Here is a 23,157-nt window from a genome sequence, read left to right on the forward strand (position 1 = left end):
CGGGTCGTATCGCCCGTACCCTTGCAGTACTGGTCGGGCGTCAAATAGCGGGCGCCCCTGACTGAAGGATCACCACATGCTGATCGCTCAGCGTCCCTCGTTGACCGAAGAGGTCGTCGACGAGTTCCGCTCCCGGTTCGTCATCGAGCCGCTGGAGCCGGGCTTCGGCTACACCCTCGGCAACTCCCTGCGCCGGACCCTCCTGTCCTCGATTCCGGGTGCGGCGGTCACGTCCATCCGCATCGACGGTGTCCTGCACGAGTTCACCACCGTGCCGGGCGTCAAGGAGGACGTCACCGACCTGATCCTCAACATCAAGCAGCTGGTCGTCTCCTCGGAGCACGACGAGCCGGTCGTGATGTACCTGCGCAAGCAGGGCCCGGGTCTGGTCACCGCCGCCGACATCGCGCCCCCGGCCGGTGTCGAGGTGCACAACCCCGACCTCGTCCTCGCCACGCTCAACGGCAAGGGCAAGCTGGAGATGGAGCTGACCGTCGAGCGCGGTCGCGGCTACGTCTCCGCCGTGCAGAACAAGCAGGTCGGTCAGGAGATCGGGCGCATCCCGGTCGACTCGATCTACTCGCCGGTTCTCAAGGTCACGTACAAGGTCGAGGCCACGCGTGTCGAGCAGCGCACCGACTTCGACAAGCTGATCGTCGACGTCGAGACCAAGCAGGCCATGCGTCCGCGCGACGCCATGGCGTCGGCCGGCAAGACCCTGGTCGAGCTGTTCGGTCTCGCCCGCGAGCTGAACATCGACGCCGAGGGCATCGACATGGGTCCGTCCCCGACGGACGCCGCGCTCGCCGCCGATCTGGCGCTGCCGATCGAGGAGCTGGAGCTCACCGTTCGGTCGTACAACTGCCTCAAGCGCGAGGGCATCCACTCCGTGGGTGAGCTCGTGGCCCGTTCCGAGGCCGACCTGCTCGACATCCGCAACTTCGGTGCGAAGTCGATCGACGAGGTCAAGGCCAAGCTGGCCGGCATGGGCCTGGCGCTGAAGGACTCGCCTCCCGGGTTCGACCCGACCGCTGCGGCGGACGCTTTTGGCGCGGACGACGACGCGGACGCCGGCTTCGTGGAGACCGAGCAGTACTGAGAGCTCGGGCCAGCTGGTCCGTTCTCGGGTGCGGGTGCGCTGTGGCTTGTCGCGCAGTTCCCCGCGCCCCTTCCGGACGGGCCCCTTCGGGGCCCTGTCCGGATCTTCGACAGGCAACCGCCTGCTCGGATACTGACTTCGGTACCTGATACGGCCGGGGCAGACACCTAGGAGAAACACCATGCCGAAGCCCACCAAGGGTGCCCGTCTGGGCGGCAGTGCCGCGCACGAGAAGCTGCTCCTCGCGAACCTGGCGAAGAGCCTCTTCGAGCACGGCCGGATCACCACCACCGAGGCGAAGGCGCGCAAGCTGCGTCCGTACGCCGAGCGTCTGGTCACCAAGGCGAAGAAGGGCGACCTTCACAACCGCCGTCAGGTGCTCCAGGTGATCACGGACAAGAGCATCGTCCACACGCTCTTCACCGAGATCGGCCCGCGCTACGAGAACCGTCCCGGTGGCTACACCCGGATCACCAAGATCGGTAACCGTCGTGGCGACAACGCGCCCATGGCCGTCATCGAGCTGGTCGAGGCGCTGACCGTGGCGCAGCAGGCCACGGGTGAGGCCGAGGCCGCGACCAAGCGTGCCGCCAAGGACGCGGAGGGCTCCGCCGAGGTTTCCGAGGCCAAGGTCGACACGACCAAGGGCGACGACGAGGCTGCGGCTGAGGAGTCCAAGGACGCGTAAGCGTTCTGCCGGGGGCTGTGCGATTGCGGCTGCGGCTTTCGTCGTGGCTGGTCGCGCAGTTCCCCGCGCCCCTGAAAGCAGGGCGTTGGCGGGCCCGTTCCTTTCCAGGAGCGGGCCCGCTTTCGTGTGGGTGAGAGGATTTCTGGGTGAGTGACGAAGTGCAGCCCGGTCATGTCCGTGTCCGTCTCGATCTCTCCTACGACGGGAGCGAGTTCTCCGGGTGGGCCAAGCAGGCCGGGGGGCGGCGGACCGTGCAGGGGGAGATCGAGGACGCGTTGCGGACGGTCACCCGGTCGCGGGAGACGTACGAGCTGACCGTGGCGGGGCGGACCGACTCCGGGGTACACGCGCGGGGGCAGGTCGCCCATGTCGATCTGCCGCGCGAGGTGTGGGCCGAGCACCACGTGAAGCTGCTCAAGCGGCTCGCGGGTCGGCTGCCCAGGGACGTGCGGGTCTGGGCGCTCAGGGAGGCGCCGAGCGGGTTCAACGCGCGGTTCTCGGCGGTCTGGCGGCGCTATGCCTACCGGGTCACCGACAATCCCGGCGGCGTCGACCCGCTGCTGCGCGGGCACGTGCTGTGGCACGACTGGCCGCTCGACGTGGACGCCATGAACGAGGCCGCCCGCGGACTGCTGGGCGAGCACGACTTCGCCGCCTACTGCAAGAAGCGGGAGGGGGCGACCACCATCCGGACGTTGCAGGAGCTGAGTCTGGTGCGCGGGGAGGACGACGGGATCATCACCGCCACCGTGCGGGCCGACGCCTTCTGCCACAACATGGTGCGCTCGCTGATCGGGGCGCTGCTGTTCGTCGGCGACGGGCACCGCGGGCCCGAGTGGCCGGCCAAGGTGCTCGCCGCGGGCGTACGGGACTCGGCCGTGCACGTCGTACGGCCGCACGGGCTGACGCTTGAGGAGGTCGGTTACCCGGCCGACGAGCTGCTGGCCGCCCGGAACAAGGAGGCGCGCAACAAGCGGTCGCTGCCGGGAACCGGCTGCTGCTGACGGGGCGGGCGGCGGGCCGTCAGCCCGCCTCCGCCGCCGCCGACGCCTGGGCCTCACCGCGTCGGCGGATCTGCCGGAAGGCGAACTCGGCCAGGTCGTCACCGGCCCGGAACACGCCGGTGGACTTCTCCGTGACGTCCTTGGCGCCGGTGAAGCCGGCGACCGTGAAGTAGGCGTAACGGCCGTAGGAGTTGGTGGTGGAGCGGCAGACGGCGCCGGTGCAGAAGGCCTTGACGCCGCCGCCGGACAGGGAGCGCACGATGCTCTTCTTGTCGGCGTCCTTCTTGGCCTTCGCGGCCTGCGCCTCGGTGTCGAAGACGGCCACGCCGACCGTCACGGCGGTGTCGCCGTTGGTGTAGGTGACGCGGATCAGGCGCGTGCACTTGTTGGCGTCGAGGACCTTCGGCAGGGTGCCCTGGACGGCGGAGCCGCAGGTGCGGGTGTCGGCCGTCGGGCCCTTCTTGTAGACCGTCTCGCCCATGGTCAGCTGGGTCCCGGGGAAGAGCAGGTCCGGGCTGAGCGGGGCCTTGTCCTTCTTGACGCTGGAGACGAAGTCCTTCGGGTCCAGCGGCGGCGGGGCGCTGGTCGGGGCGAAGGACGGCTCGGTGGCCGTCGCGCTGGGTATCTCCGCGGTCGTCGGGAGCTGGGAGGAACCGCCGTCGGAGGCCTGGTCGGAGCCGTTCGCCGAGACCACGGCCACCGCGACGGCACCGGCTATCGCCACGGTGGCCAGCGCGCCGCCGCCGATGAGGAACAGCCGTCGCCGCTTGGCACGGGCCTCGGAGGCCTCGGCGAGGGCAGCCCAGTCCGGCGAGTTGTCACTGCTCCCGCTGTTCCAGGGCTGCTGGGACTGCGGCTGCTGCGACTGCTGGGACTGCGACTGCTGCGATTGCGGTGTCCAGGGATCCCACTGCGACTGAGGTCCCCCCTGCCCAAAGCTCATGGGGCGCATCTTAGACGGGCCGAAGGGCGTGCTGGTGCGGGGACTTGGGGGCCGCAGGGCCTAGCGTTCCGTGCATGCGGACGGGCAAAAGCGACATCTCGGGGTGGTTGGTGCGGCCGGCGGGAAGGCATCCGTGGGCGGTGCTCGTGACGGTGCTGGCGGCGTCCGCCGCGCACGCGGCACGGACGACCTCGGACGGCGGGATGGACAACGCGATCGTCGTGCGGGCCGCCCGCACCTGGCTGGCCGGCGGCTCCCCGTACGACGATCCGCACTTCCTCTACCTGCCGAGCGCCGTCCTGGCCGCCGTCCCGCAGGCGCTGCTGCCCGGGGCCGTGCTGCGGGTCCTGGTGCCCTGCGCGGTGACCGTCCTGCTGACGCTGGCCTGGGCCTGCGCGCTGCGCCTGCACCGGGTGCCGCTGGGCAGCAGGCTCGCGGTCCTCGGGCTGACCGGGCTCGCGCTGGGCTTCGCGCCGTTCGGGCACCTGGTGCGGCTCGGCAACTGGACGGTGACCGCGGCGGTGGCGCTGCCGCTGGCCCTGCTGCTGGCGAGCCGGGGGCGCTGGACGGGGGCGGGGGCCGTCATCGGGGCGGCCGTGGCGCTCAAGCCGCTGCTCGCGCCCGTCGTCCTGCTCTTCCTCTTCGCCGGGCGGTGGCGGGCGCTGCTCGCGGCCGTCCTGGTGCCCGCGCTGGCCTCCGCGGCGGCGGCGCTGGCGATGCCCGACCCGGCGGGCTTCTTCACCCGCACCCTGCCCTTCCTGCTGCACGGCGACGACGGCTTCGTACGGCTCTACGAGGCCTCCCCGGCGGCCGTTCTGCCCCGGCTCGGGGTGCCGCCGGCGCTCGCGCAGGGGCTCGCGGTGGCCGCGGCCTGCGCCGGGGTGCTCTGCGCGTACCGGCGCTGGCGCCGTGCCGACCCCGGTCCGCTGCGGCTCGCGGAGACCGGCGCGGGACTGATGCTCTCGGCGTTCCTCGTCTCCCGGCCGTCCTACGACCACTACCTCCTGGTCGCCCTGCCGCTGCTGCTCGCCGGGCTGCCGTACGCCGGGTCGGTGGCCCGCGGGGTGTGGTTCTGGATCGCCCTGGTGCCCCAGGCACCCGGCCTGACCTGGCCCTGGCTGGAGGGGGAGCGGCGGCGTGCCTTCCGGGACGCGTTCACGCTGTGCGTCCTCGCGGTGACCGTCGCCCGGCAGGCCCGGACCGGTCCGAGGGGCGCCGGAGAGCGGGTGCCGCCGGGGCGTGCGCCGGAGCGGGAGCGCGCCCCGGCGGCCCCGTTTTGACCCGGCCGCCGGGGCCCGGGTATTCTGCACAGTCGTATGTGTATTGGCTTGCTCATTCTCACGTGAGGGGCCCTTACACCGGTCCACCGGGACCGATGACCAGCGACCTGCACGCGGTATGCGTCACCGCGGTGCGGTCAGGGCTGTCGTGATCGTCTTCGGTGACCATGTCAGGACCACTCACTGAAGAAGCGAAGGCTACGAACCGTGCGTACGTACAGCCCCAAGCCCGGCGATGTGACGCGCCAGTGGCACGTCATCGACGCCCAGGACGTCGTCCTGGGTCGTCTGGCCACCACTGCGGCCTCCATCCTGCGCGGCAAGCACAAGCCGATCTACGCGCCCCACGTCGACACCGGTGACTTCGTCATCATCATCAACGCCGACAAGGTGCACCTCTCCGGCAACAAGCGGACCCAGAAGATGGCGTACCGCCACTCCGGCTACCCGGGCGGTCTGCGCTCCGTGCGCTACGACGAGCTCCTGGACAAGAACCCGGAGAAGGCCGTCGAGAAGGCCATCAAGGGCATGCTCCCGAAGAACTCCCTGGGCCGTCAGATGCTCTCGAAGCTGAAGGTCTACAAGGGTGACCAGCACCCGCACGGCGCGCAGCAGCCGCAGCCGTTCGAGATCACCCAGGTCGCGCAGTAGTTCCGGCCACCCTTTAAGACTGAAGAGAATCTGAGGAGCATCGTGGCCGAGACCACTCCCGAGCAGCCGCTCGAAGAGATCGACATCGACAGCTACACCACCGAGTCCGAGGTGCCCGTCGAGGGCGAGTACACCTCGGAGTCGATGGCCTCCGCGTTCGGCGAGCCGCAGCCGGCCGCCGGCCTGGGCCGTCGCAAGAACGCCATCGCCCGCGTCCGGATCGTCCCGGGCACCGGCAAGTGGAAGGTCAACGGGCGCACGCTCGAGGACTACTTCCCGAACAAGGTGCACCAGCAGGAAGTCAACGAGCCCTTCAAGGTGCTCGAGCTGGACAACCGCTACGACGTCATCGCCCGCATCTCCGGCGGCGGCGTCTCCGGTCAGGCCGGTGCGCTCCGTCTCGGTGTCGCCCGCGCGCTGAACGAGGCCGACGTGGACAACAACCGCGGCGCCCTCAAGAAGGCCGGTTACCTCAAGCGCGACGACCGTGCGGTCGAGCGCAAGAAGGCCGGTCTGAAGAAGGCCCGCAAGGCCCCGCAGTACAGCAAGCGCTAAGTCGTACCGGCTGGTCCGGCTGTACTCCGAACGCCCCGGCGGCACGCCACTGTGCTGCCGGGGCATTCGTTTATCCCTGCCGTTGGGCGTATAACGGCACAAGACGTTCTAAGGCTTATGTGATCGTTGGCCGGGCGATGCGTGCCCGAGTCTTCGGGAGCCGACTGCGTGGGCCGACTCATCGGCAGCCGCTTCCGGAATTGACGTTTCCTCAGGAGGACAAGTGGGACGACTCTTCGGCACGGACGGCGTGCGCGGCGTCGCCAACGCGGATCTGACGGCCGAGCTGGCGCTGGGCCTCTCCGTCGCCGCGGCGCACGTACTGGCCGAGGCGGGCACCTTCGCCGGGCACCGGGCGACCGCGGTGGTCGGCCGGGACCCGCGCGCCTCCGGGGAGTTCCTGGAGGCCGCGGTGGTCGCGGGCCTCGCCAGCGCCGGTGTGGACGTGCTGCGGGTCGGCGTGCTGCCGACGCCCGCGGTGGCCCACCTCACCGGCGCGCTCGGCGCCGACCTCGGCGTGATGCTGTCCGCCAGCCACAACGCCATGCCCGACAACGGCATCAAGTTCTTCGCCCGCGGCGGCCACAAGCTCGCCGACGAGCTGGAGGACCGCATCGAGTCCGTCTACGCCGACCACCGCACCGGCGCCCCCTGGGACCGCCCGACCGGCGCCGGGGTCGGCCGCGTCCGGGACTACGACGAGGGGCTCGACCAGTACGTCGCCCACCTCGTCGGGGTCCTGCCGAACCGCCTCGACGGACTGAAGATCGTCCTCGACGAGGCGCACGGCGCGGCCTCCCGGGTCTCGCCGGAGGCGTTCGCGCGGGCCGGTGCCGAACTGGTCACCATCGGCGCGGTGCCCGACGGCCTCAACATCAACGACGGCTGCGGCTCCACCCACCTCGACCTGCTCAAGGCCGCCGTGGTCGAGCACGGCGCCGACCTGGGCATCGCCCACGACGGCGACGCCGACCGCTGCCTGGCCGTGGACCACACCGGTGCGGAGGTCGACGGCGACCAGATCCTCGCCGTGCTGTCCCTGGCGATGCGGGAGCGCGAGGCGCTGCGCTCGGACACCGTCGTCGCGACCGTCATGTCCAACCTTGGCTTCAAGCTCGCCATGGAGCGCGAGGGCATCCGGTTCGTGCAGACCGGGGTCGGTGACCGGTACGTGCTGGAGGAGATGAAGGAGCACGGCTACGCCCTCGGTGGCGAGCAGTCCGGCCACGTCATCATCCTCGACCACGCCACCACGGGTGACGGCACGCTGACCGGCCTGATGCTGGCGGCGCGGGTCGCGCAGACCGGGCGTACGCTGCGGGACCTCGCGTCCGTGATGGAGCGGCTGCCGCAGGTGCTGGTGAATGTGCCGGACGTGGACAAGTCGAGGGTGAGCACCTCTGCCGAGTTGGCCGCAGCGGTGTCCGAGGCGGAGCGGGAGCTTGGCAGCACCGGGCGGGTGTTGTTGCGTTCCTCCGGGACGGAGCCTCTTGTGCGGGTGATGGTGGAGGCTGCGGATATCGAGCAGGCTCGGGCTGTGGCGGGGCGGTTGGCCGACGTTGTGAAGTCCGCGCTCGGTTAGTTCTTGATGCCGGGTTCGGGGTGGGGAGTTCTGTGTGATGCGGGGTGCGGGTTCGTTGTGGCTGGTCGCGCCGTTCCCCGCGCCCCTAGGTGGGTTTGCTCATCCGGGCTCGTTGGGTTGACCAGAGTGCCTTCTGGGCCAGCAAGGTCAGGGTTCCGGCGACCACGATGCCTGCCAGGTTGAGCAGGAGTTGTTCGGTGGAGCCGACCGTCTGGTCGGTGTCGCCGAAGCTCAGGGCGACGGCGGCGTTCGCGGCCGCCGGGACCGTGGTGACCGAGATGGCGACGCCCACCAGGGCGCCGGACTTCGCCGAGGTGAGGGACAGCGTGCCCGCGATGCCGGCCAGGACCGCCACCACGAAGGAGAAGGCGTCGGGGGCGTAGACGAAGCCGGTGTTGGGCCGGTCGCCCTCCAGCTTGCCCTCGCTGAAGAGGTCGAAGCCGTCCATGATCCAGCTGAAGCCCACCGTCACCGCCATCGCCACGGCGAAGCCCACCAGCAGGGCGATCGCCGAGCGCAGGGCGAGCCGCGGGGCCCGCTGGACGATCGCCGTGCAGATCCCGGCCAGCGGGCCGAACTCCGGGCCGACCGCCATCGCGCCCACGATCAGGATCGCGTTGTCGAGGACCACACCGCAGGCCGCGATCATCGTGGCGAGCGTGATGAAGGCGACGTAGGTGATGGAGAGCGTCGACTCCTCGTGCGTCGCCTCCTCCAACTGCTCCCACAGCACCGCGTCGGCGGCCTCGCCGGGCGCGTCCCGCTCGGCCTGGTCGGCGCGCTCGGACAACGACAGGTCGATGTTCTCGGCGGTGATGGCGCCGCAGCTGTCGATGCCCAACGCCCGCAGGCCGTTGATGAGTTCGTCCCCGGCCTCGCGGGCCACGTCGCACATGACGACGTCGCCCTCGGGTTCACGGGCGGCGCCCGGCAGGACGACGAGGTGGGTGGTGCCGACCGTACGGTCGATCAGGCGGACCACCTCGTCGGTGCGGTCGGCCGGAGTGATCAGGCGCAGATGCAGCATCCGGTATTTCTATCGCGCCGACGGCCCCACCCGCGCCGACGGCCCCACCCGCGCCGCCGGCCTCGCCCGCCTCACAGCTTGCGCAGGCTCAGGCGCTGGACCTTGTGGTCGGGGCCCTTGCGCAGCACCAGGGTGGCCCGGCCCCGGGTGGGGGCCACGTTCTCCACCAGGTTGGGCTTGTTGATGGTCCGCCAGGTGGTGCGGGCGTAGTCGAGGGCCTCCTCCTCCGAGACCTGCGTGTACTTGCGGAAGTACGAGGAGGGGTTCTGGAAGGCGGTCGCGCGCAGCTTGCGGAAGCGGTTGAGGTACCAGCGCTCGATGTCCTCGGCGCGCGCGTCGACGTACACGCTGAAGTCGAAGTAGTCGGCGAGGCCGACCCTGGTGCGGCCGTCCTTGCCGGGCAGCGCGGGCTGGAGCACGTTGAGGCCCTCGACGATCAGGATGTCGGGGCGGCGGACGACGAGCCGCTGGTCCGGGACGATGTCGTAGATGAGGTGGGAGTAGACGGGGGCGGTCACCTCCGCCTTGCCCGCCTTGATGTCGGCGACGAACCGGGTGAGCGCCCGGCGGTCGTACGACTCGGGGAAACCTTTCCGCGACATCAGGCCGCGCGCCTCCAGCTCCCGCGTCGGCAGCAGGAAGCCGTCGGTGGTGACCAGCTCCACGCGCGGGTGCTCGGGCCAGCGGGACAGCAGCGCCTGGAGCAGGCGGGCGACGGTGGACTTGCCCACCGCCACCGAACCGGCGACCCCTATGACGAAGGGGGTGCCGGACTGGGAGCCCTGCTCGCCGAGGAACGTGTTCAGCGCGCCGCGCAGTCCGTCGGTGGCGCCGACGTAGAGGTTGAGGAGCCGGGACAGCGGGAGGTAGATGTCCCGCACCTCGTCGAGGTCGATGACGTCGCCGAGGCCGCGCAGCTTCTCGACCTCCTCGGCGGTCAGCGGCAGCGGCGTCTTGTCGCGCAGCGCGCTCCACTCGGGGCGGGTGAGGTCGACGTAGGGAGTCGCCTCCGGCCGCTGCCGGTGGGCGCTCCGGGGGATCGAGGGGACCGGAGAGATCACAGTCCATTGTTAACGGAGTACGAACGGGGCGGCAGGTGGGGTGCGTCACGCCCCGGCAAGATCACGGTCGGGTCTCGGCTGGCCGGTTTCGATCGTACGTGCGATTGCCGTAGGTAAGGTGCGGGCAAAGTCGACCGGATCTCATCACCGGCCCCGACGTGACTCGACAGATTCCGACGCGAGTCGACATCCCCCGAAGTGAACCGACGAAAGAGTGCCGCCGTGAGTGCCGCCGTGAGTTCGACCGCTGTCCGCCGTACCGCCCTCGCGGCCTCCGCCGCCGCCCTGGCCCTGCTCGCCACCGCCTGCGGCGGGTCGTCCGACGACGACGGCGCGGCCGGGGAGGAGACGGCCAAGACGGAGCAGTCCGCCCCGGCGGAGGGTGCCGAAGAGTCCGCACCGGCGGGCAAGGCGCTGACCGCCGCCGAGCTGGAGAAGGTCGCCCTGGCCCAGGCCGACGTCAAGAACGGCGAGGTCGCCACCGAGCTGTCGGCGGACGACCAGGTGGCAAAGGACCAGATCTCGGCGGACGACAAGGCCTGCCTGCCGCTCGTCTACGTCCAGGGCGCGGTGGCCCAGGGCGAGCCGGCGGCGGACGTCCAGCGCTCCTGGCAGGGGCAGTCGGAGTCGCCCTCCGAGAGCAAGGGCCCGGACGGCCAGGACATGACCGACATCGACGTCAACAAGATCCTGCTGAACGTCGCCTCCTACGCGGACGGCGGCGCCGAGCAGGCGGTGGCGGGTCTGAAGGCGGCCGTCGAGAAGTGCGCGGGCGGCTTCGTCGCCACCGTGGGCAGCGACAAGATGCAGGTCACTGAAGTGAAGGCGGCGGACGCCCCCAAGGGCGGCGACGAGGGGCTCACCGTCGACATCGGTGTGGCCACCGGCGGGGACAGCAGCGGGCTCATGAAGCTCGTCGTGGTCCGCAAGGGCGCCACCCTCGCCACCTTCGGCGCCGTCAACCTCTCCTCGATGATGACCGGCGCGGAATTCGAGGTCCCCGCCGAGGTCGTCGACGCGCAGGTCGCCAAGCTCGGCTGACCTCCGGCCCGCGGACGGCGTTCGTACCCCGGTGGGAATTTCCGATATCGGGCACAGGAAGCCCGCTTTGCGGCCACCGCGCGGCCGATCCTGCTCGTAGGCTGCCGCTTATGTGCGGAATCGTGGGATACGTAGGGCCTCAGCCGGCACTCGATGTCGTGATGGCCGGACTGAAGCGGCTCGAATACCGGGGATACGACTCGGCGGGCGTCGCCGTGCTCGCGGACGGCGGCCTCGCCACCGCCAAGCGGGCCGGCAAGCTCGTCAACCTCGACAAGGAACTGTCCGAACACCCGCTGCCGTCCGCCGCCACCGGCATCGGCCACACCCGCTGGGCCACCCACGGCGGCCCCACGGACGCCAACGCCCACCCGCACCTCGACAACGCGGGCCGGGTGGCCGTCGTCCACAACGGCATCATCGAGAACTTCGCACCGCTGCGGGCCGAGCTGGCCGAGCGCGGCCACGAACTGCCGTCCGAGACCGACACCGAGGTCGTCGCCCACCTGCTCGCCGAGGAGTACTCGGCCCGTGCCGACCTCGCCGAGGCGATGCGGCTGGTGTGCGGGCGGCTGGAGGGCGCGTTCACGCTGGTCGCGGTGCACGCGGACGCGCCGGACGTGGTCGTGGGCGCGCGCCGCAACTCGCCGCTCGTGGTGGGCGTGGGGGAGGGCGAGTACTTCCTCGCCTCGGACGTCGCGGCCTTCATCGCCCACACCCGCAACGCCGTCGAGCTGGGCCAGGACCAGGTCGTCGAGCTGCGCCGGGACGGCGTACGGGTCACCGGCTTCGACGGCACCCCGGCGGACGTCCGCTCCTACCACGTCGACTGGGACGCCTCGGCCGCCGAGAAGGCCGGCTACGCCTCCTTCATGCTCAAGGAGATCGCCGAGCAGCCCAAGGCCGTCGCCGACACCCTGCTCGGCCGCATCGACGGCTCGGGCACGCTGAGCCTGGACGAGGTGCGCATCCCGCCGGGGGTGCTGCGGGAGGTCGACAAGGTCGTCGTCGTCGCCTGCGGTACGGCCTTCCACGCCGGGCTGATCGCCAAGTACGCCATCGAGCACTGGACGCGGATCCCCTGCGAGGTGGAGCTGGCCAGCGAGTTCCGCTACCGGGACCCGATCCTCGACCAGCAGACCCTGGTCGTCGCCATCTCCCAGTCCGGCGAGACCATGGACACCCTGATGGCCCTGCGCCACGCCCGCGAACAGGGCGCCAGGGTCCTCGCGATCTGCAACACCAACGGCTCGACGATCCCCCGCGAGTCCGACGCCGTGCTCTACACCCACGCGGGCCCCGAGGTCGCCGTCGCCTCCACCAAGGCCTTCCTCACCCAGCTCGTGGCCTGCTACCTGGTCGCCCTCTACCTGGGTCAGGTGCGCGGCACGAAGTACGGCGACGAGATCGGCGACGTCGTCCGCGACCTGTCCGGCATCTCCGGCGCCGTCGAACGGGTCCTGGGGACCATGGACCCGGTGCGTGAACTGGCCCGCTCCCTCGCCCACAAGAACACGGTGCTCTTCCTCGGCCGGCACGTCGGCCACCCCGTCGCCCTCGAAGGCGCCCTCAAGCTCAAGGAGTTGGCGTACATGCACGCCGAGGGCTTCGCGGCGGGCGAGCTGAAGCACGGGCCGATCGCGCTGATCGAGGAGGACCTGCCGGTCGTCGTGGTCGTGCCGTCCCCGCGCGGCCGCTCGATCCTGCACGACAAGATCGTGTCCAACATCCAGGAGATCCGCGCCCGCGGCGCCCGCACCATCGTCATCGCCGAGGAGGGCGACGAGGCGGTCGTCCCCTACGCCGACCACCTCGTCCGGATCCCGGCCACCCCGACGCTGCTGCAACCCCTGGTGGCCACGGTGCCGTTGCAGGTCTTCGCCTGCGAACTGGCCACGGCCCGCGGCAACGAGGTGGACCAGCCGCGGAACCTGGCGAAGTCGGTGACGGTGGAGTAGGCGTAGGCCCGGAGGGGCCCTCAGCCGGCGGTACCGGGCAGCACGGTGACGACCCGGAAGCGTTCCAGGACCGCCGGTGTCGCGTCGTCCACCGTGAACCCCGGGTCGCCCAGTGCCGCGCGCATCTCCTCGCCGTGCCAGAACCGCTCGTGGTCCGCGCGCCACTCGGCCACGCTCGTGTGTCCCTCGCCCTCGTCGACCGCGTGGGCGAGGTCCACCTCGGCCAGCGGGACGACGCGCACCTGTGTCACCTCGATGACCGCGACCGGGCGGCCGGACGAGTCGACGACCACCTCACGGTGCCCGGGCCGCGGCAGCGGATCGCCGTCGTGCTCGTAGTCGGCGACCAGGCCCGTCGTCGCGGTCTTCGAACCGTCGAGGATCGCGGCGACGAGCCGGTCGCGCAGTGGACCGGGGAACGCGAACTCCGCCTTGGGGAGCGCGTCGAGGTCCGGGAGGGCCGGGTCCGGGAGGGCCGGGTCCGGGGCCGGTGCGGCGGTCATGTGCTCACCGTACCGGCGAGGCCCGCACCCGGCCCCGCGGTCTCATTCCCCCCGCACGTCCCGCCAGGCCCGCGGGATCGCCGCCGCCACGTCGTGCGCCCCCGCCGGGGCCCCCGCCGCGGCGAAGCGGCCCGCCAGACCGTGCAGGTACGCGCCCACGCTCCCCGCGTCCACCGCCGACAGGCCCGCCGCCAGCAGCGACCCCGCCAGGCCGGACAGCACGTCCCCGCTCCCGGCCGTGGCGAGCCACGACGTCCCCGTCGCGTTGACCCGGACGGGACCGCCCTTCGCGCTGGCCACCAGCGTCGTCGAGCCCTTCAGCAGCACCGTCGCCCCGTACCGCGCCGCCAGCTCGCGCACCGAGGCCAGCCGGGCCGCCTCGACCTCCTCCCGGCCCACCCCGAGCAGCGCCGCCGCCTCCCCGGCGTGCGGGGTCATCAGCGTCGGTGCCGTGCGCGCCCGTACCGCGTCCGCCTCGGCCAGCCGCAGGCCGTCCGCGTCGATCAGCACCGGTACCTCCGCCGCCAGCACCTGGGCCACGGTCGCCGCGTCGTCACCGGCACCCGGTCCGACCACCCAGGCCTGCACCCGCCCGGCCCGCTCGGGCCCCTGGTCGGACACGAGCGTCTCCGGGAAACGGGCGATCACCGCGTCCCCCGCCGGACCGACGTACCGCACCGCCCCGGCCCCGCCCCGCAGCGCGCCCGCGACGGCGAGTACGGCCGCGCCGGGGTAACGGGCCGACCCGGCGGCGATGCCCACCACTCCGCGCCGGTACTTGTCGCTCTCGCCCGCCGGGACCGGCAGCAGCCGGGCCACGTCCGGGTGCTGCAACGCCTCCAGCTCGGCCGCCTCGCCGGGCAGCGGCAGACCGATGCCCACCAGCCGCACCGAACCCGCGTACTCCCGCGCCGGATCGATCAGCAGCCCCGGCTTGTGCGTCCCGAACGTCACCGTCAGGTCGGCCCTGACCACGTCCCCCCGCACCCGGCCCGTGTCCGCGTCGACCCCGCTCGGCAGGTCGACGGCGACGACGGCGGCCCGGGACCGTGCGGCCGCGTCCGCCAGCGGAACGGCCTCCTTGCGCAGCCCGCCCGCGCCGCCGATCCCGACGATGCCGTCGAGGACCAGATCGGCCCGCGCGATCAACTCCTCGGCGGAACCGGAGGCCCCGCCTTCCGCGACCCGTCCGCCCGCGCGCCGCAGCGCCGCCAGCCCGCCGCCGTGCGCCCGCTCCGGCGCGAGCAGCACCGCCGTCACGCCCGCGCCCCGCCGGGCCAGCCGCGCGCCCGCGTACAGGGCGTCGCCGCCGTTGTCACCGCTGCCGACCAGCAGCACCACCCGGCTGCCGTAGACCCGCCCGGCCACCCGGGCCAGCACCCGGGCGCAGGCGGCGGCCAGCCCGGCCGCGGCCCGTTGCATCAGCGCCCCCTCCGGCAGCCGTGCCATCAGCTCCCGCTCGGCGTTCCTGACCGTTTCCACGCTGTACGCAGTCCGCATGCCGTCGAGTCTTCCCCGTACGCCGGGAACACGCACGGCCCGCCGCTCCCCGGAATCCGCGATGGGGGACAGTGGGTCCCATGAGCGGCGGCGACGACGAGACGGCACAGGTGATGACCTCGCTCGGGGCCCGCCTGCGCGCCATCCGGCAGGCCCGCGGGCTCACGCTGGCCCAGCTCGCCGCCGCCACCGGCATCTCCGTGAGCACCCTGTCCCGGCTGGAGTCGGGGCAGCGCGAGCCGGGGCTGCGGCACCTGCTGCCGCTGGCCCGCGCGCACCGGCTGCCCCTGGACGAACTCGTCGGCTCGCGCACCGGCGACCCCCGCGTCCATCCCCGCCCCTTCACCCGGCACGGGCAGACCTGGGTCCCGCTCACCCGGAACCCCAACGACGGGCTGCACGCCTACAAGCAGATCCTCCCCGCCCCGGCCACCCCGCGCACGGAGTGGACACCGCGCCCCGAGCAGGGGACGCACGAGGGCCACGAGTGGCTCTACGTGCTCTCCGGCCGCCTGCTCCTCGCCCTCGGCGAGCACGACCTCGTCCTGACGGCCGGGGAGACGGCGGAGTTCGACACCCGCGTCCCGCACGGCATCGCCAACGCCGGGGACCAGCCCGTCGAGTGGATCGCCCTGTACGGCGCGCAGGGCGAGCGCATGCACATCCGGGTCCGGCCGACCGCCGGCTGACCCCCGGGGCCGGGGCCGGGGCCGGGGCCCGCCCGCCCCTATCCCTCCGCGATCACCACCGCCGACGCGATCCCCGCGTCGTGGCTCAGCGACACGTGCCACGACGCCACGCCCAGCTCCGCGGCCCGCCCGGCCACCGTCCCCGTGACCCGCAGCCGCGGCCGCCCGCCGGCCTCGACCCACACCTCGGCGTCCGTCCACAGCAGCCCCGCCGGTGCGCCCAGCGCCTTGGCCAGCGCCTCCTTCGCCGCGAACCGGGCGGCGAGTGAGGCCACGCCCCGGCGCTCCCCGCCGGGCAGCAGCAACTCGCTCTCCAGGAACAGCCGCCCCGCCAGGGCCGGTGTGCGCTCCAGCGCTGCCCCGAACCGCTCGACCTCGGCCACATCGATCCCGACCCCGATGATGCTCATGCCGGAAACCCTAGCCACAGCCACAGCCACAGCCACAGCCACAGCCACGGCCACGGCCACGGCCACGGCCATAGCCACAGCCAGGCGCCGTGCGGCCGGGGTGGCCGGGTGCTCTGAGAGACTGGGGGCACGATGAGCGAGACAACTGCTCGGCGGGACGCGGACGCGGTACTGCGCGCCCGGGCCGAGATCGACCTGGCCGCCCTGCGGGCCAACGTACGCGCACTGCGCGAACGGGCCCCCGGGGCGGCTCTCATGGCCGTCGTCAAGGCGGACGCCTACGGCCACGGCGCGATCCCCTGCGCCCGCGCGGCCGTCGCGGCCGGTGCGACCTGGCTCGGCACCGCCACCCCGCAGGAGGCCCTCGCCCTGCGCGCGGCGGAGCCCGGACTGCCGGACGACGTACGGATCATGTGCTGGCTGTGGACGCCCGGCGGGCCCTGGCGGGAGGCGGTCGAGGCCCGTCTCGACGTGTCCGTCAGCGCGATGTGGGCCATGGAGGAGGTCACCGGGGCGGCACGGGCGGCCGGGGTGCCCGCGCGCGTGCAGCTCAAGGCCGACACCGGGCTCGGGCGGGGCGGCTGCCAGCCCGGCGCGGACTGGGAGCGGCTGGTCGGGGCCGCGCTGCGGGCCGAGGAGGAGGGGCTGCTGAGGGTCACCGGCCTCTGGTCCCACTTCGCCTGCGCCGACGAGCCCGGCCACCCCTCCATCGCCGCCCAGCTCACCCGTTTCCGGGAGATGACGGCCTACGCCGAGCAGCAGGGTCTGCGCCCCGAGGTGCGGCACATCGCCAACTCGCCGGCCACCCTCACCCTCCCCGACGCCCACTTCGACCTCGTACGGCCCGGCATCGCGATGTACGGCGTCTCACCGAGCCCCGAGATCGGCACCCCGGCCGACTTCGGGCTGCGCCCGGTGATGACGCTGGCCGCCTCGCTGGCGCTGGTCAAGCAGGTCCCCGGCGGCCACGGCGTCAGCTACGGGCACCACTACACCACCCCCGGCGAGACCACCCTCGGCCTCGTCCCGCTCGGCTACGCGGACGGCATCCCCCGGCACGCCTCCTCCACCGGCCCCGTGCTGGTCGACGGCAAGTGGCGCACGGTCGCGGGGCGGATCGCGATGGACCAGTTCGTCGTCGACCTGGGCGGGGACCGGCCCGAGCCGGGCGCCGAGGCGGTGCTGTTCGGACCGGGCGACCGCGGCGAGCCCACCGCCGAGGACTGGGCCCAGGCGGCGGGCACCATCGGGTACGAGATCGTCACCCGGATCGGAAGCCGAGTCCCGCGCGTCTACGTCAACGAATGACGGTCAACGAATGACGGTCGACGACTGGACGCATGACGGTCAACGCATAGCGGTCGACGAGTGACGCGCGCGGGCCGCGCGTTCAGGTGAATCAGTGGCCGGCGGGCGTCCGCACGGCCCGGCGAAGAGGAGCGGTGCACGTGAGCGAGAGCAACGCGGAGGCCGTCGCGGCGGCCGTCGCCTCCGCCACGGAGGCCGCCGCCGGCGGCTGGCGCCGGGCGACCGGCATCGCCGGGGTCGCGATAGGCGTGGTCGCGGCGGGCGCCGCGGCCGGCGTGGCGATAGAACGGCTCACCGTCGGCCGCGGGATGCGGCAGAGGGCCCGCCTCGCCCTCGACTCGACGGGCCCCTACGGCGGACTGCGCGGCACGCCCGGCAAGGCGTACGCCGAGGACGGCACCGAGCTGTACTACGAGGTCGACGAGGTCGACGAGGTCGACGGCCTCGGCCCGGAGGCCGGGGCCGACCCCGCCCCGCGCCGCAGGCGGCTGTTCGGCCGCAAGGCGCCCGCACCCGTCACCGTCGTCTTCAGCCACGGCTACTGCCTCAACCAGGACTCCTGGCACTTCCAGCGGGCGGCCCTCAGGGGCGTCGTCCGCACCGTCTACTGGGACCAGCGCAGCCACGGCCGGTCCGGGCGGGGCGTGGCCCAGACGCGGGACGACCGGCCGGTCAGCATCGACGAACTGGGCCGCGACCTCAAGGCCGTCATCGACGCGGCCGCGCCCGAGGGGCCGATCGTGCTGGTCGGCCACTCCATGGGCGGCATGACCGTGATGGCGCTGGCCGACGCCTTTCCGGACCTGGTCCGCGAGCGCGTCGTCGGCGTCGCTCTCGTCGGCACGTCGTCCGGGCGGCTCGGCGAGGTCAACTTCGGGCTGCCGGTGGCCGGGGTCAACGCGGTGCGGCGGGTGCTGCCGGGCGTGCTCAGGGCGCTGGGGCAGCGGGCCGAGCTGGTGGAGAAGGGGCGGCGGGCGACGGCCGACCTGTTCGCGGGGATCATCAAGCGGTACTCGTTCGCGTCCCGGGACGTCGACCCGGCCGTGGCCCGGTTCGCCGAGCGGATGATCGAGTCGACGCCGATCGACGTCGTCGCCGAGTACTACCCGGCCTTCAACGACCACGACAAGACCGAGGCCCTCGCCCACTTCGCAAGCCTCCCAGTCCTGGTGCTGGCCGGGGTGCGGGACCTGGTGACGCCGAGCGAGCACAGCGAGGCGGTCGCCGACCTCTTGCCGGGCGCCGAGTTGGTACTGGTGCCGGACGCCGGGCACCTGGTCATGCTGGAGCACCCGGAAGTCGTCACCGACCGCCTCGCTGATCTGCTCGCCCGCGCAGGGGCGTTCCCGTTCACGGCTACCGTGGACGGCTGTGACTCCGCCTCTTCCTGAGAGGAAGCGGCTTCCAGCCTTCCGGCTGCGGTCCAGCCCGGACCGGCCCCTTGCGGGGTGTGACAAGTGTACTACTGCGAGTGAGTGACGATGGAAGAGTCCGCAAAGCCGCACATCCCGGCGGAGCCCGCCGGAGCCGCCGAGCCCGCGCCCGACGTCGAGATCACCGTCACCTCGCCCGAGCGGATGCGGGAACTGGGCCGCAGGCTCGCGGGGCTCCTGCGCGCCGGTGACCTGGTGATGCTCAGCGGGGAGCTGGGCGCGGGCAAGACGACGCTGACCCGCGGTCTCGGCGAGGGGCTCGGCGTGCGGGGCGCCGTGACCTCCCCGACCTTCGTGATCGCCCGCGTGCACCCCTCGCTCGGTGACGGTCCGCCGCTCGTCCACGTGGACGCCTACCGGCTCTCCGGCGGCCTCGACGAGATGGAGGACCTCGACCTCGACGTGTCCCTGTCCGACTCGGTGATCGTGGTCGAGTGGGGCGAGGGCAAGGTCGAGGAGCTGACCGAGGACCGGCTGCGGCTCCGGATCGACCGGGCCGTCGGCGACACCACGGACGAGGTGCGGCACGTGACGGTGACCGGCCTGGGCGAGCGGTGGGCCACGGCCGACGTGAGCGTCCTCGCCGGCTGAAACCGGCCCGGCGCGGTCCTCCCGCCGGATTTTCCGACAAAGCGTCGGCAAAAGATTGCGTTCCGGGTCTTGCGCGTGGTCACATGGTACTCGGCTCGTAGTTAGGCATGCCTTACTGCGCCCGCCCCCGAGCTTCAGGAGGCGCCCATGTCGTCCGTGTCCCAGGCCCAGCCGCAGGGCCGTCCGAGCCACCAGCCGCCCGCGCCCGCCAGGGTGTCGATGCGTGACCTGCTCGCCTCCTGTGCCGCCGCGACGGCGGTCTCGACGCCGCCCCGCGCCCCCGAGCCGGAGGCGCGCGGACCGGTCCGCGACCGGCAGAGCGGGCAGGGCCGGCAGGACCGTCGGAGCCACCGCGAGGCCGCCTGACGCCCGCGCGGAACCGTACGTACCGCACGTACCGCGCGGCGTCGTCAGGGGACGACGACGACCTGCCGTCCGATCGTCGCGAACTTCCACATCGCGTCGCCGTCCGCGCGCGACTCGCGGATGCCGCCGGTGGGCCGGTCCGGGTCGGGCGCGGCCGTCGAGCCGTCGACCGCCGCGCTGAACCCGATGGCCACGCCCTCGGCGCCGGTGAAGCGCACCACGTGCTCGACCGGGATGCCGTCGGACCCGGTGACCCGGTTGGACCGGGACGTGACCGTGTAGGCGCCCGGTGCCGGATCGACCGTGCTGGGCGTGACCTCGAAGGTGCGCCGCACCTTGTTCCCCGGGCCGACCAGCCACACGCGGTCGTCGTCCACCGAGTACACCACCCGTTCACCCTGTCCGGACATGGCGGGCAGCGCGTCCGGATGCCGCCGGTCGCGCGGTGCCTTGGCGGCGCCCGGGGCGGGGCTGGTGGTCGCGTGGGTCCGGCCGAGGCCGGCGGGGACGCTGACGGAGGCCTGGTGGGCCAGGACGCCGATGGTCACGAGGGCCGCCGTGGTGAGGCCGGTGACGATACCGGCGCTTCTGCTTGCCACTGGCGACCACCTCGTCGTCGTACTCGTGCGTCCTGCGTGCCGTACCCCGCCGGGCGACGGTAGCAGTACGTGAGCGTATGGCTGCGTTGTGCGACACGGAGTGGCCGTTCCGGGCCCGGTGGGTGTCCCCGGGTTGTCCACAGGGCGTCCGACGCGGGCCCCGCGGCGCCGTAGGCTGTTTGCGTGCTCTTGCTCGCTCTGGATACCGCCACGCCCGCCGTGACCGTCGCGCTGCACGACGGTACGGACGTCATCGCCTCGTCGAGCCAGGTCGACGCACGCCGCCACGGTGAGCTGCTGCTGCCCGCCGTGGACCGGGTGCTCGCGGAGGCCGGTCTGCGGCTCGACGCCGTCACCGCCGTCGTCGCCGGGACCGGCCCCGGCCCGTATACGGGGCTGCGGGTCGGCCTGATGACCGCGGACGCCTTCGGGCTCGCGCTCGGCGTGCCCGTGCACGGCGTGTGCACACTGGACGGCCTCGCGTTCGCCGCCGACCTGGAGGGCCCCTTCGTGGTGGCGACCGACGCCCGCCGCAAGGAGGTCTACTGGGCGCGGTACGCCGACTCCCGCACCCGGCTCACCGACCCGGCCGTCGACCGGCCCGCCGACATCGCCGGCCAGGTGGCCGGGCTCCCGGCCGTCGGCGCGGGCGCGCTGCTCTACCCGGACACCTTCCCGCGGGCGCACGAGCCGGAGCACGTGTCCGCCGCCGCCCTGGCCCGGCTGGCCGCCGAGAAGCTGGCGGCGGGGGAGGAGCTGCCCGCGCCCCGGCCGCTGTATCTGCGCCGCCCGGACGCCCAGGTCCCCAAGAATTACAAGGTGGTCACCCCGAAGTGACCGAGCCAGCCACTGCCGAGTCCGCATCCGCCGCGCTGCGCGAGATGCGCTGGTGGGACATCGACCCCGTGCTGCGCATGGAGCGGGAGCTGTTCCCCGAGGACGCCTGGTCGCGGGGGATGTTCTGGTCCGAGCTGGCGCACGCGCGCGGGCCCGGGGCGACCCGGCGCTACCTGGTCGCCGAGGAGGACGCCCACGTCGTCGGCTACGCGGGCCTGGTCACCTCCGGCGAGCAGGCCGACGTGCAGACCATCGCCGTCGCCCGCGACCACTGGGGCACCGGCCTCGGGGCGCGGCTGCTGACCGAGCTGCTGCACGCGGCGACCGACTTCGAGTGCACCGAGGTGCTCCTGGAGTGCCGGGTGGACAACACCCGCGCCCAGCGGCTGTACGAGCGCTTCGGCTTCGAGCCCATCGGCTTCAGACGCGGCTACTACCAGCCGGGCAACGTGGACGCCCTGGTGATGCGCCTGACCGACCCGTCCACCTCCGTACCGGGAACCGAACGAGGAACCGACAACCATGGCTGACTCACGCGACGAGCCTCTCGTCCTGGGGATCGAGACCTCCTGCGACGAGACCGGCGTCGGTGTCGTGCGCGGCACCACCCTGCTGGCCGACGCCGTCGCGTCCAGCGTCGACGAGCACGCCCGCTTCGGCGGCGTCGTTCCGGAGGTGGCCAGCCGCGCCCACCTGGAGGCGATGGCGCCGACGATCGACCGCGCCCTGAAGGAGGCGGGGGTGAGCGCGCGCGACCTCGACGGCATCGCCGTCACCGCCGGGCCCGGCCTCGCGGGTGCCCTGCTGGTCGGCGTCTCGGCGGCGAAGGCGTACGCCTACGCGCTCGGCAAGCCCCTGTACGGCGTCAACCACCTCGCCTCGCACATCTGCGTCGACCAGCTCGAACACGGCGCGCTGCCCGAGCCGACGATGGCCCTGCTGGTCTCCGGCGGGCACTCCTCGCTGCTCCTGTCCGCGGACATCACCTCGGACGTCCGCCCCCTCGGCGCCACCATCGACGACGCGGCCGGCGAGGCCTTCGACAAGATCGCCCGCGTGCTCAACCTGGGCTTCCCCGGCGGTCCGGTCATCGACCGGTACGCGCGCGAGGGCGACCCGAACGCGATCGCCTTCCCGCGCGGGCTGACCGGCCCGCGCGACGCGGCGTACGACTTCTCCTTCTCCGGACTCAAGACGGCCGTGGCCCGCTGGATCGAGGCGAAGCGGGCGGCGGGGGAGGAGGTGCCGGTGCGCGACGTGTCGGCGTCCTTCCAGGAGGCGGTCGTGGACGTGCTGACCCGCAAGGCGGTGCGGGCCTGCAAGGACGAGGGCGTCGACCACCTGATGATCGGCGGCGGCGTGGCCGCCAACTCGCGCCTGCGGGCGCTGGCCCAAGAGCGCTGCGAGGCGGCCGGGATCCGGCTGCGGGTACCGCGCCCCAAGCTGTGCACGGACAACGGCGCGATGGTCGCCGCGCTCGGCGCCGAGATGGTCGCCCGGAACCGGGCCGCCTCCGACTGGGACCTCTCCGCGGACTCCTCCCTGCCGGTGACGGAGCCGCACGTGCCGGGCCAGGGCCACCCGCACGGCCACGGCCACGGCCACGGTCACGACCACGACCACGTGCATGAGGTCAGCAAGGAGAACCTCTACTCGTGACCGTCGCGCTGATGTGGGAGGCGCGGGCCGTGCCCGGCCGGGGCGGGGAGCTGCTGGCCTGGGCGCGGCGGCAGGAGCTGCCCCGGCGGCCGCTGCGCCGGGAGACCCTGCGCGCCCCGCAGGACCGTGTCCTCGTCATCACCTGGTGGGAGGCCGCATACGACGCCGCACTCCCGGAACTGCCCGAACCGGACGGGAATCTGGTGACGCGGGCGGTGCACCGCTGGCGATTCGAGTCGGTGGAGTCGGTGGGGCCGGTCGTGTCGGGCCGGAGCGACGATGACGGCGGCCGCCGGATCGAATGATTCGGCGTCAACGTCGAATGTTCCGAGGGGTCTCGGTTCGTCGGCCCCTTCGCCAGGCGGCCTCATGG

At 72.7% G+C, this 23,157-nt stretch carries 25 protein-coding genes; 18 read left to right on the forward strand and 7 right to left on the reverse strand.

What is annotated here, in order from left to right; genetic code table 11:
* Positions 1–76 precede the first annotated feature (76 nt).
* The 3 genes from ACFV9J_RS01860 to truA all read left to right on the forward strand — a co-directional run bounded on the left by ACFV9J_RS01860 (position 77) and on the right by truA (position 2,791).
* On the forward strand, positions 77–1,099 hold the full coding sequence (locus tag ACFV9J_RS01860) for a DNA-directed RNA polymerase subunit alpha (RefSeq protein WP_003966937.1): 1,023 nt from the start codon (positions 77–79) through the stop codon (positions 1,097–1,099).
* Between the two features lie 181 nt (positions 1,100–1,280).
* Entirely contained in the window at positions 1,281–1,787 is a 507-nt protein-coding gene (gene rplQ / locus ACFV9J_RS01865) for a 50S ribosomal protein L17 (protein ID WP_362341832.1), read from the forward strand.
* Between the two features lie 146 nt (positions 1,788–1,933).
* A complete protein-coding gene (truA, locus tag ACFV9J_RS01870) occupies positions 1,934–2,791 on the forward strand; it encodes a tRNA pseudouridine(38-40) synthase TruA (RefSeq protein ID WP_385348301.1) in 858 nt (285 codons plus the stop codon).
* Positions 2,792–2,810: 19 nt separating this feature from the next.
* Here truA and ACFV9J_RS01875 read toward each other — a convergent pair whose 3' ends face one another.
* Positions 2,811–3,734 carry a hypothetical protein gene (locus tag ACFV9J_RS01875; RefSeq protein ID WP_385348304.1) on the reverse strand — a complete coding sequence of 308 codons (924 nt, stop codon included), beginning with the start codon at positions 3,732–3,734 and terminating at the stop codon, positions 2,811–2,813.
* Positions 3,735–3,808: 74 nt separating this feature from the next.
* Here ACFV9J_RS01875 and ACFV9J_RS01880 point away from each other — a divergent pair, with 74 nt between their 5' ends.
* The 4 genes from ACFV9J_RS01880 to glmM all read left to right on the forward strand — a co-directional run bounded on the left by ACFV9J_RS01880 (position 3,809) and on the right by glmM (position 7,802).
* Positions 3,809–5,014: a glycosyltransferase family 87 protein gene (locus tag ACFV9J_RS01880; protein ID WP_385348307.1), complete on the forward strand. Its 1,206-nt coding sequence runs from the start codon at positions 3,809–3,811 to the stop codon at positions 5,012–5,014.
* A gap of 207 nt (positions 5,015–5,221) precedes the next feature.
* Positions 5,222–5,665, forward strand: a complete 444-nt coding sequence (gene rplM, locus ACFV9J_RS01885) for a 50S ribosomal protein L13 (protein WP_003974239.1) — start codon at positions 5,222–5,224, stop codon at positions 5,663–5,665.
* Between the two features lie 42 nt (positions 5,666–5,707).
* The gene (gene rpsI / locus ACFV9J_RS01890) at positions 5,708–6,220 is read left to right on the forward strand and encodes a 30S ribosomal protein S9 (protein ID WP_003974238.1); all 513 of its coding nucleotides are present in this window, start codon (positions 5,708–5,710) and stop codon (positions 6,218–6,220) included.
* A 223-nt stretch (positions 6,221–6,443) separates the two neighbouring features.
* Entirely contained in the window at positions 6,444–7,802 is a 1,359-nt protein-coding gene (gene glmM, locus ACFV9J_RS01895) for a phosphoglucosamine mutase (protein ID WP_385348313.1), read from the forward strand.
* Between the two features lie 85 nt (positions 7,803–7,887).
* Here glmM and ACFV9J_RS01900 read toward each other — a convergent pair whose 3' ends face one another.
* Both ACFV9J_RS01900 and coaA read right to left on the reverse strand, forming a co-directional pair.
* On the reverse strand, positions 7,888–8,829 hold the full coding sequence (locus tag ACFV9J_RS01900) for a DUF389 domain-containing protein (protein WP_385348316.1): 942 nt from the start codon (positions 8,827–8,829) through the stop codon (positions 7,888–7,890).
* A 71-nt stretch (positions 8,830–8,900) separates the two neighbouring features.
* A complete protein-coding gene (gene coaA, locus ACFV9J_RS01905; RefSeq protein ID WP_385348319.1) occupies positions 8,901–9,890 on the reverse strand; it encodes a type I pantothenate kinase in 990 nt (329 codons plus the stop codon).
* A 234-nt stretch (positions 9,891–10,124) separates the two neighbouring features.
* Here coaA and ACFV9J_RS01910 point away from each other — a divergent pair, with 234 nt between their 5' ends.
* Together ACFV9J_RS01910 and glmS are read left to right on the forward strand one after the other, a co-directional pair.
* On the forward strand, positions 10,125–10,931 hold the full coding sequence (locus tag ACFV9J_RS01910; RefSeq protein ID WP_385348321.1) for a hypothetical protein: 807 nt from the start codon (positions 10,125–10,127) through the stop codon (positions 10,929–10,931).
* 110 nt (positions 10,932–11,041) lie between these two features.
* Positions 11,042–12,889 carry a glutamine--fructose-6-phosphate transaminase (isomerizing) gene (gene glmS, locus ACFV9J_RS01915; RefSeq protein WP_385348324.1) on the forward strand — a complete coding sequence of 616 codons (1,848 nt, stop codon included), beginning with the start codon at positions 11,042–11,044 and terminating at the stop codon, positions 12,887–12,889.
* Between the two features lie 20 nt (positions 12,890–12,909).
* Here glmS and ACFV9J_RS01920 read toward each other — a convergent pair whose 3' ends face one another.
* Together ACFV9J_RS01920 and ACFV9J_RS01925 are read right to left on the reverse strand one after the other, a co-directional pair.
* Positions 12,910–13,392, reverse strand: a complete 483-nt coding sequence (locus tag ACFV9J_RS01920) for an ASCH domain-containing protein (protein ID WP_385348326.1) — start codon at positions 13,390–13,392, stop codon at positions 12,910–12,912.
* 42 nt (positions 13,393–13,434) lie between these two features.
* Positions 13,435–14,892, reverse strand: coding sequence for an NAD(P)H-hydrate dehydratase (locus ACFV9J_RS01925; RefSeq protein ID WP_385348329.1), 1,458 nt, complete (start codon positions 14,890–14,892; stop codon positions 13,435–13,437).
* Positions 14,893–14,972: 80 nt separating this feature from the next.
* Between ACFV9J_RS01925 and ACFV9J_RS01930 the strand changes: the two genes are divergently transcribed.
* On the forward strand, positions 14,973–15,581 hold the full coding sequence (locus ACFV9J_RS01930) for a helix-turn-helix domain-containing protein (protein ID WP_385348332.1): 609 nt from the start codon (positions 14,973–14,975) through the stop codon (positions 15,579–15,581).
* 38 nt (positions 15,582–15,619) lie between these two features.
* On the opposite strand, the gene ACFV9J_RS01935 is transcribed toward ACFV9J_RS01930, so the two are convergent.
* Positions 15,620–15,991 carry a holo-ACP synthase gene (locus tag ACFV9J_RS01935; RefSeq protein WP_385348336.1) on the reverse strand — a complete coding sequence of 124 codons (372 nt, stop codon included), beginning with the start codon at positions 15,989–15,991 and terminating at the stop codon, positions 15,620–15,622.
* Between the two features lie 132 nt (positions 15,992–16,123).
* Here ACFV9J_RS01935 and alr point away from each other — a divergent pair, with 132 nt between their 5' ends.
* The 4 genes from alr (at position 16,124) to ACFV9J_RS01955 (ending at position 19,689) form a co-directional block, all read left to right on the forward strand.
* Entirely contained in the window at positions 16,124–17,299 is a 1,176-nt protein-coding gene (gene alr, locus ACFV9J_RS01940; RefSeq protein ID WP_385348339.1) for an alanine racemase, read from the forward strand.
* 140 nt (positions 17,300–17,439) lie between these two features.
* Positions 17,440–18,690, forward strand: a complete 1,251-nt coding sequence (locus ACFV9J_RS01945) for an alpha/beta fold hydrolase (protein WP_385348342.1) — start codon at positions 17,440–17,442, stop codon at positions 18,688–18,690.
* A gap of 90 nt (positions 18,691–18,780) precedes the next feature.
* Positions 18,781–19,323: a tRNA (adenosine(37)-N6)-threonylcarbamoyltransferase complex ATPase subunit type 1 TsaE gene (gene tsaE / locus ACFV9J_RS01950; RefSeq protein WP_385348345.1), complete on the forward strand. Its 543-nt coding sequence runs from the start codon at positions 18,781–18,783 to the stop codon at positions 19,321–19,323.
* A gap of 147 nt (positions 19,324–19,470) precedes the next feature.
* Positions 19,471–19,689 carry a hypothetical protein gene (locus tag ACFV9J_RS01955; RefSeq protein WP_385348347.1) on the forward strand — a complete coding sequence of 73 codons (219 nt, stop codon included), beginning with the start codon at positions 19,471–19,473 and terminating at the stop codon, positions 19,687–19,689.
* A 44-nt stretch (positions 19,690–19,733) separates the two neighbouring features.
* Here the strand turns inward: ACFV9J_RS01955 and ACFV9J_RS01960 are convergent, their stop codons facing one another.
* A complete protein-coding gene (locus ACFV9J_RS01960) occupies positions 19,734–20,288 on the reverse strand; it encodes a hypothetical protein (RefSeq protein WP_385348350.1) in 555 nt (184 codons plus the stop codon).
* A gap of 183 nt (positions 20,289–20,471) precedes the next feature.
* On the opposite strand from ACFV9J_RS01960, the gene tsaB reads away from it, so the two are divergent.
* Genes tsaB through ACFV9J_RS01980 form a run of 4 tightly spaced genes read left to right on the forward strand, consistent with a single transcriptional unit; the run spans position 20,472 to position 23,089 of the window.
* Positions 20,472–21,125, forward strand: coding sequence for a tRNA (adenosine(37)-N6)-threonylcarbamoyltransferase complex dimerization subunit type 1 TsaB (tsaB, locus tag ACFV9J_RS01965; protein WP_007443956.1), 654 nt, complete (start codon positions 20,472–20,474; stop codon positions 21,123–21,125).
* Positions 21,122–21,655, forward strand: a complete 534-nt coding sequence (rimI, locus tag ACFV9J_RS01970) for a ribosomal protein S18-alanine N-acetyltransferase (RefSeq protein WP_385348354.1) — start codon at positions 21,122–21,124, stop codon at positions 21,653–21,655. The genes tsaB and rimI overlap by 4 nt, the downstream gene beginning before the upstream one ends.
* Entirely contained in the window at positions 21,648–22,784 is a 1,137-nt protein-coding gene (gene tsaD / locus ACFV9J_RS01975) for a tRNA (adenosine(37)-N6)-threonylcarbamoyltransferase complex transferase subunit TsaD (protein WP_385348357.1), read from the forward strand. The genes rimI and tsaD overlap by 8 nt, the downstream gene beginning before the upstream one ends.
* Positions 22,781–23,089: a hypothetical protein gene (locus tag ACFV9J_RS01980; RefSeq protein ID WP_385348360.1), complete on the forward strand. Its 309-nt coding sequence runs from the start codon at positions 22,781–22,783 to the stop codon at positions 23,087–23,089. The genes tsaD and ACFV9J_RS01980 overlap by 4 nt, the downstream gene beginning before the upstream one ends.
* Positions 23,090–23,157: the final 68 nt, after the last annotated feature.

The sequence above is a fragment of the Streptomyces sp. NPDC059906 genome (assembly GCF_042730645.1).
Taxonomy (GTDB): domain Bacteria; phylum Actinomycetota; class Actinomycetes; order Streptomycetales; family Streptomycetaceae; genus Streptomyces; species Streptomyces rubrogriseus.

What these genes read in the sequence shown, in the direction of transcription:
- ACFV9J_RS01860 (WP_003966937.1), top strand. Translation starts at nt 77, where the DNA reads ATGCTGATCGCTCAGCGTCCCTCGTTGACCGAAGAGGTCGTCGACGAG.
- rplQ (WP_362341832.1), top strand. Translation starts at nt 1,281, where the DNA reads ATGCCGAAGCCCACCAAGGGTGCCCGTCTGGGCGGCAGTGCCGCGCAC.
- ACFV9J_RS01875 (WP_385348304.1), bottom strand. Translation starts at nt 3,734, where the DNA reads ATGAGCTTTGGGCAGGGGGGACCTCAGTCGCAGTGGGATCCCTGGACA.
- ACFV9J_RS01880 (WP_385348307.1), top strand. Translation starts at nt 3,809, where the DNA reads ATGCGGACGGGCAAAAGCGACATCTCGGGGTGGTTGGTGCGGCCGGCG.
- ACFV9J_RS01900 (WP_385348316.1), bottom strand. Translation starts at nt 8,829, where the DNA reads ATGCTGCATCTGCGCCTGATCACTCCGGCCGACCGCACCGACGAGGTG.
- glmS (WP_385348324.1), top strand. Translation starts at nt 11,042, where the DNA reads ATGTGCGGAATCGTGGGATACGTAGGGCCTCAGCCGGCACTCGATGTC.
- ACFV9J_RS01920 (WP_385348326.1), bottom strand. Translation starts at nt 13,392, where the DNA reads ATGACCGCCGCACCGGCCCCGGACCCGGCCCTCCCGGACCCGGCCCTC.
- ACFV9J_RS01925 (WP_385348329.1), bottom strand. Translation starts at nt 14,892, where the DNA reads ATGCGGACTGCGTACAGCGTGGAAACGGTCAGGAACGCCGAGCGGGAG.
- ACFV9J_RS01930 (WP_385348332.1), top strand. Translation starts at nt 14,973, where the DNA reads ATGAGCGGCGGCGACGACGAGACGGCACAGGTGATGACCTCGCTCGGG.
- ACFV9J_RS01935 (WP_385348336.1), bottom strand. Translation starts at nt 15,991, where the DNA reads ATGAGCATCATCGGGGTCGGGATCGATGTGGCCGAGGTCGAGCGGTTC.
- alr (WP_385348339.1), top strand. Translation starts at nt 16,124, where the DNA reads ATGAGCGAGACAACTGCTCGGCGGGACGCGGACGCGGTACTGCGCGCC.
- tsaE (WP_385348345.1), top strand. Translation starts at nt 18,781, where the DNA reads ATGGAAGAGTCCGCAAAGCCGCACATCCCGGCGGAGCCCGCCGGAGCC.
- ACFV9J_RS01955 (WP_385348347.1), top strand. Translation starts at nt 19,471, where the DNA reads ATGTCGTCCGTGTCCCAGGCCCAGCCGCAGGGCCGTCCGAGCCACCAG.
- tsaD (WP_385348357.1), top strand. Translation starts at nt 21,648, where the DNA reads ATGGCTGACTCACGCGACGAGCCTCTCGTCCTGGGGATCGAGACCTCC.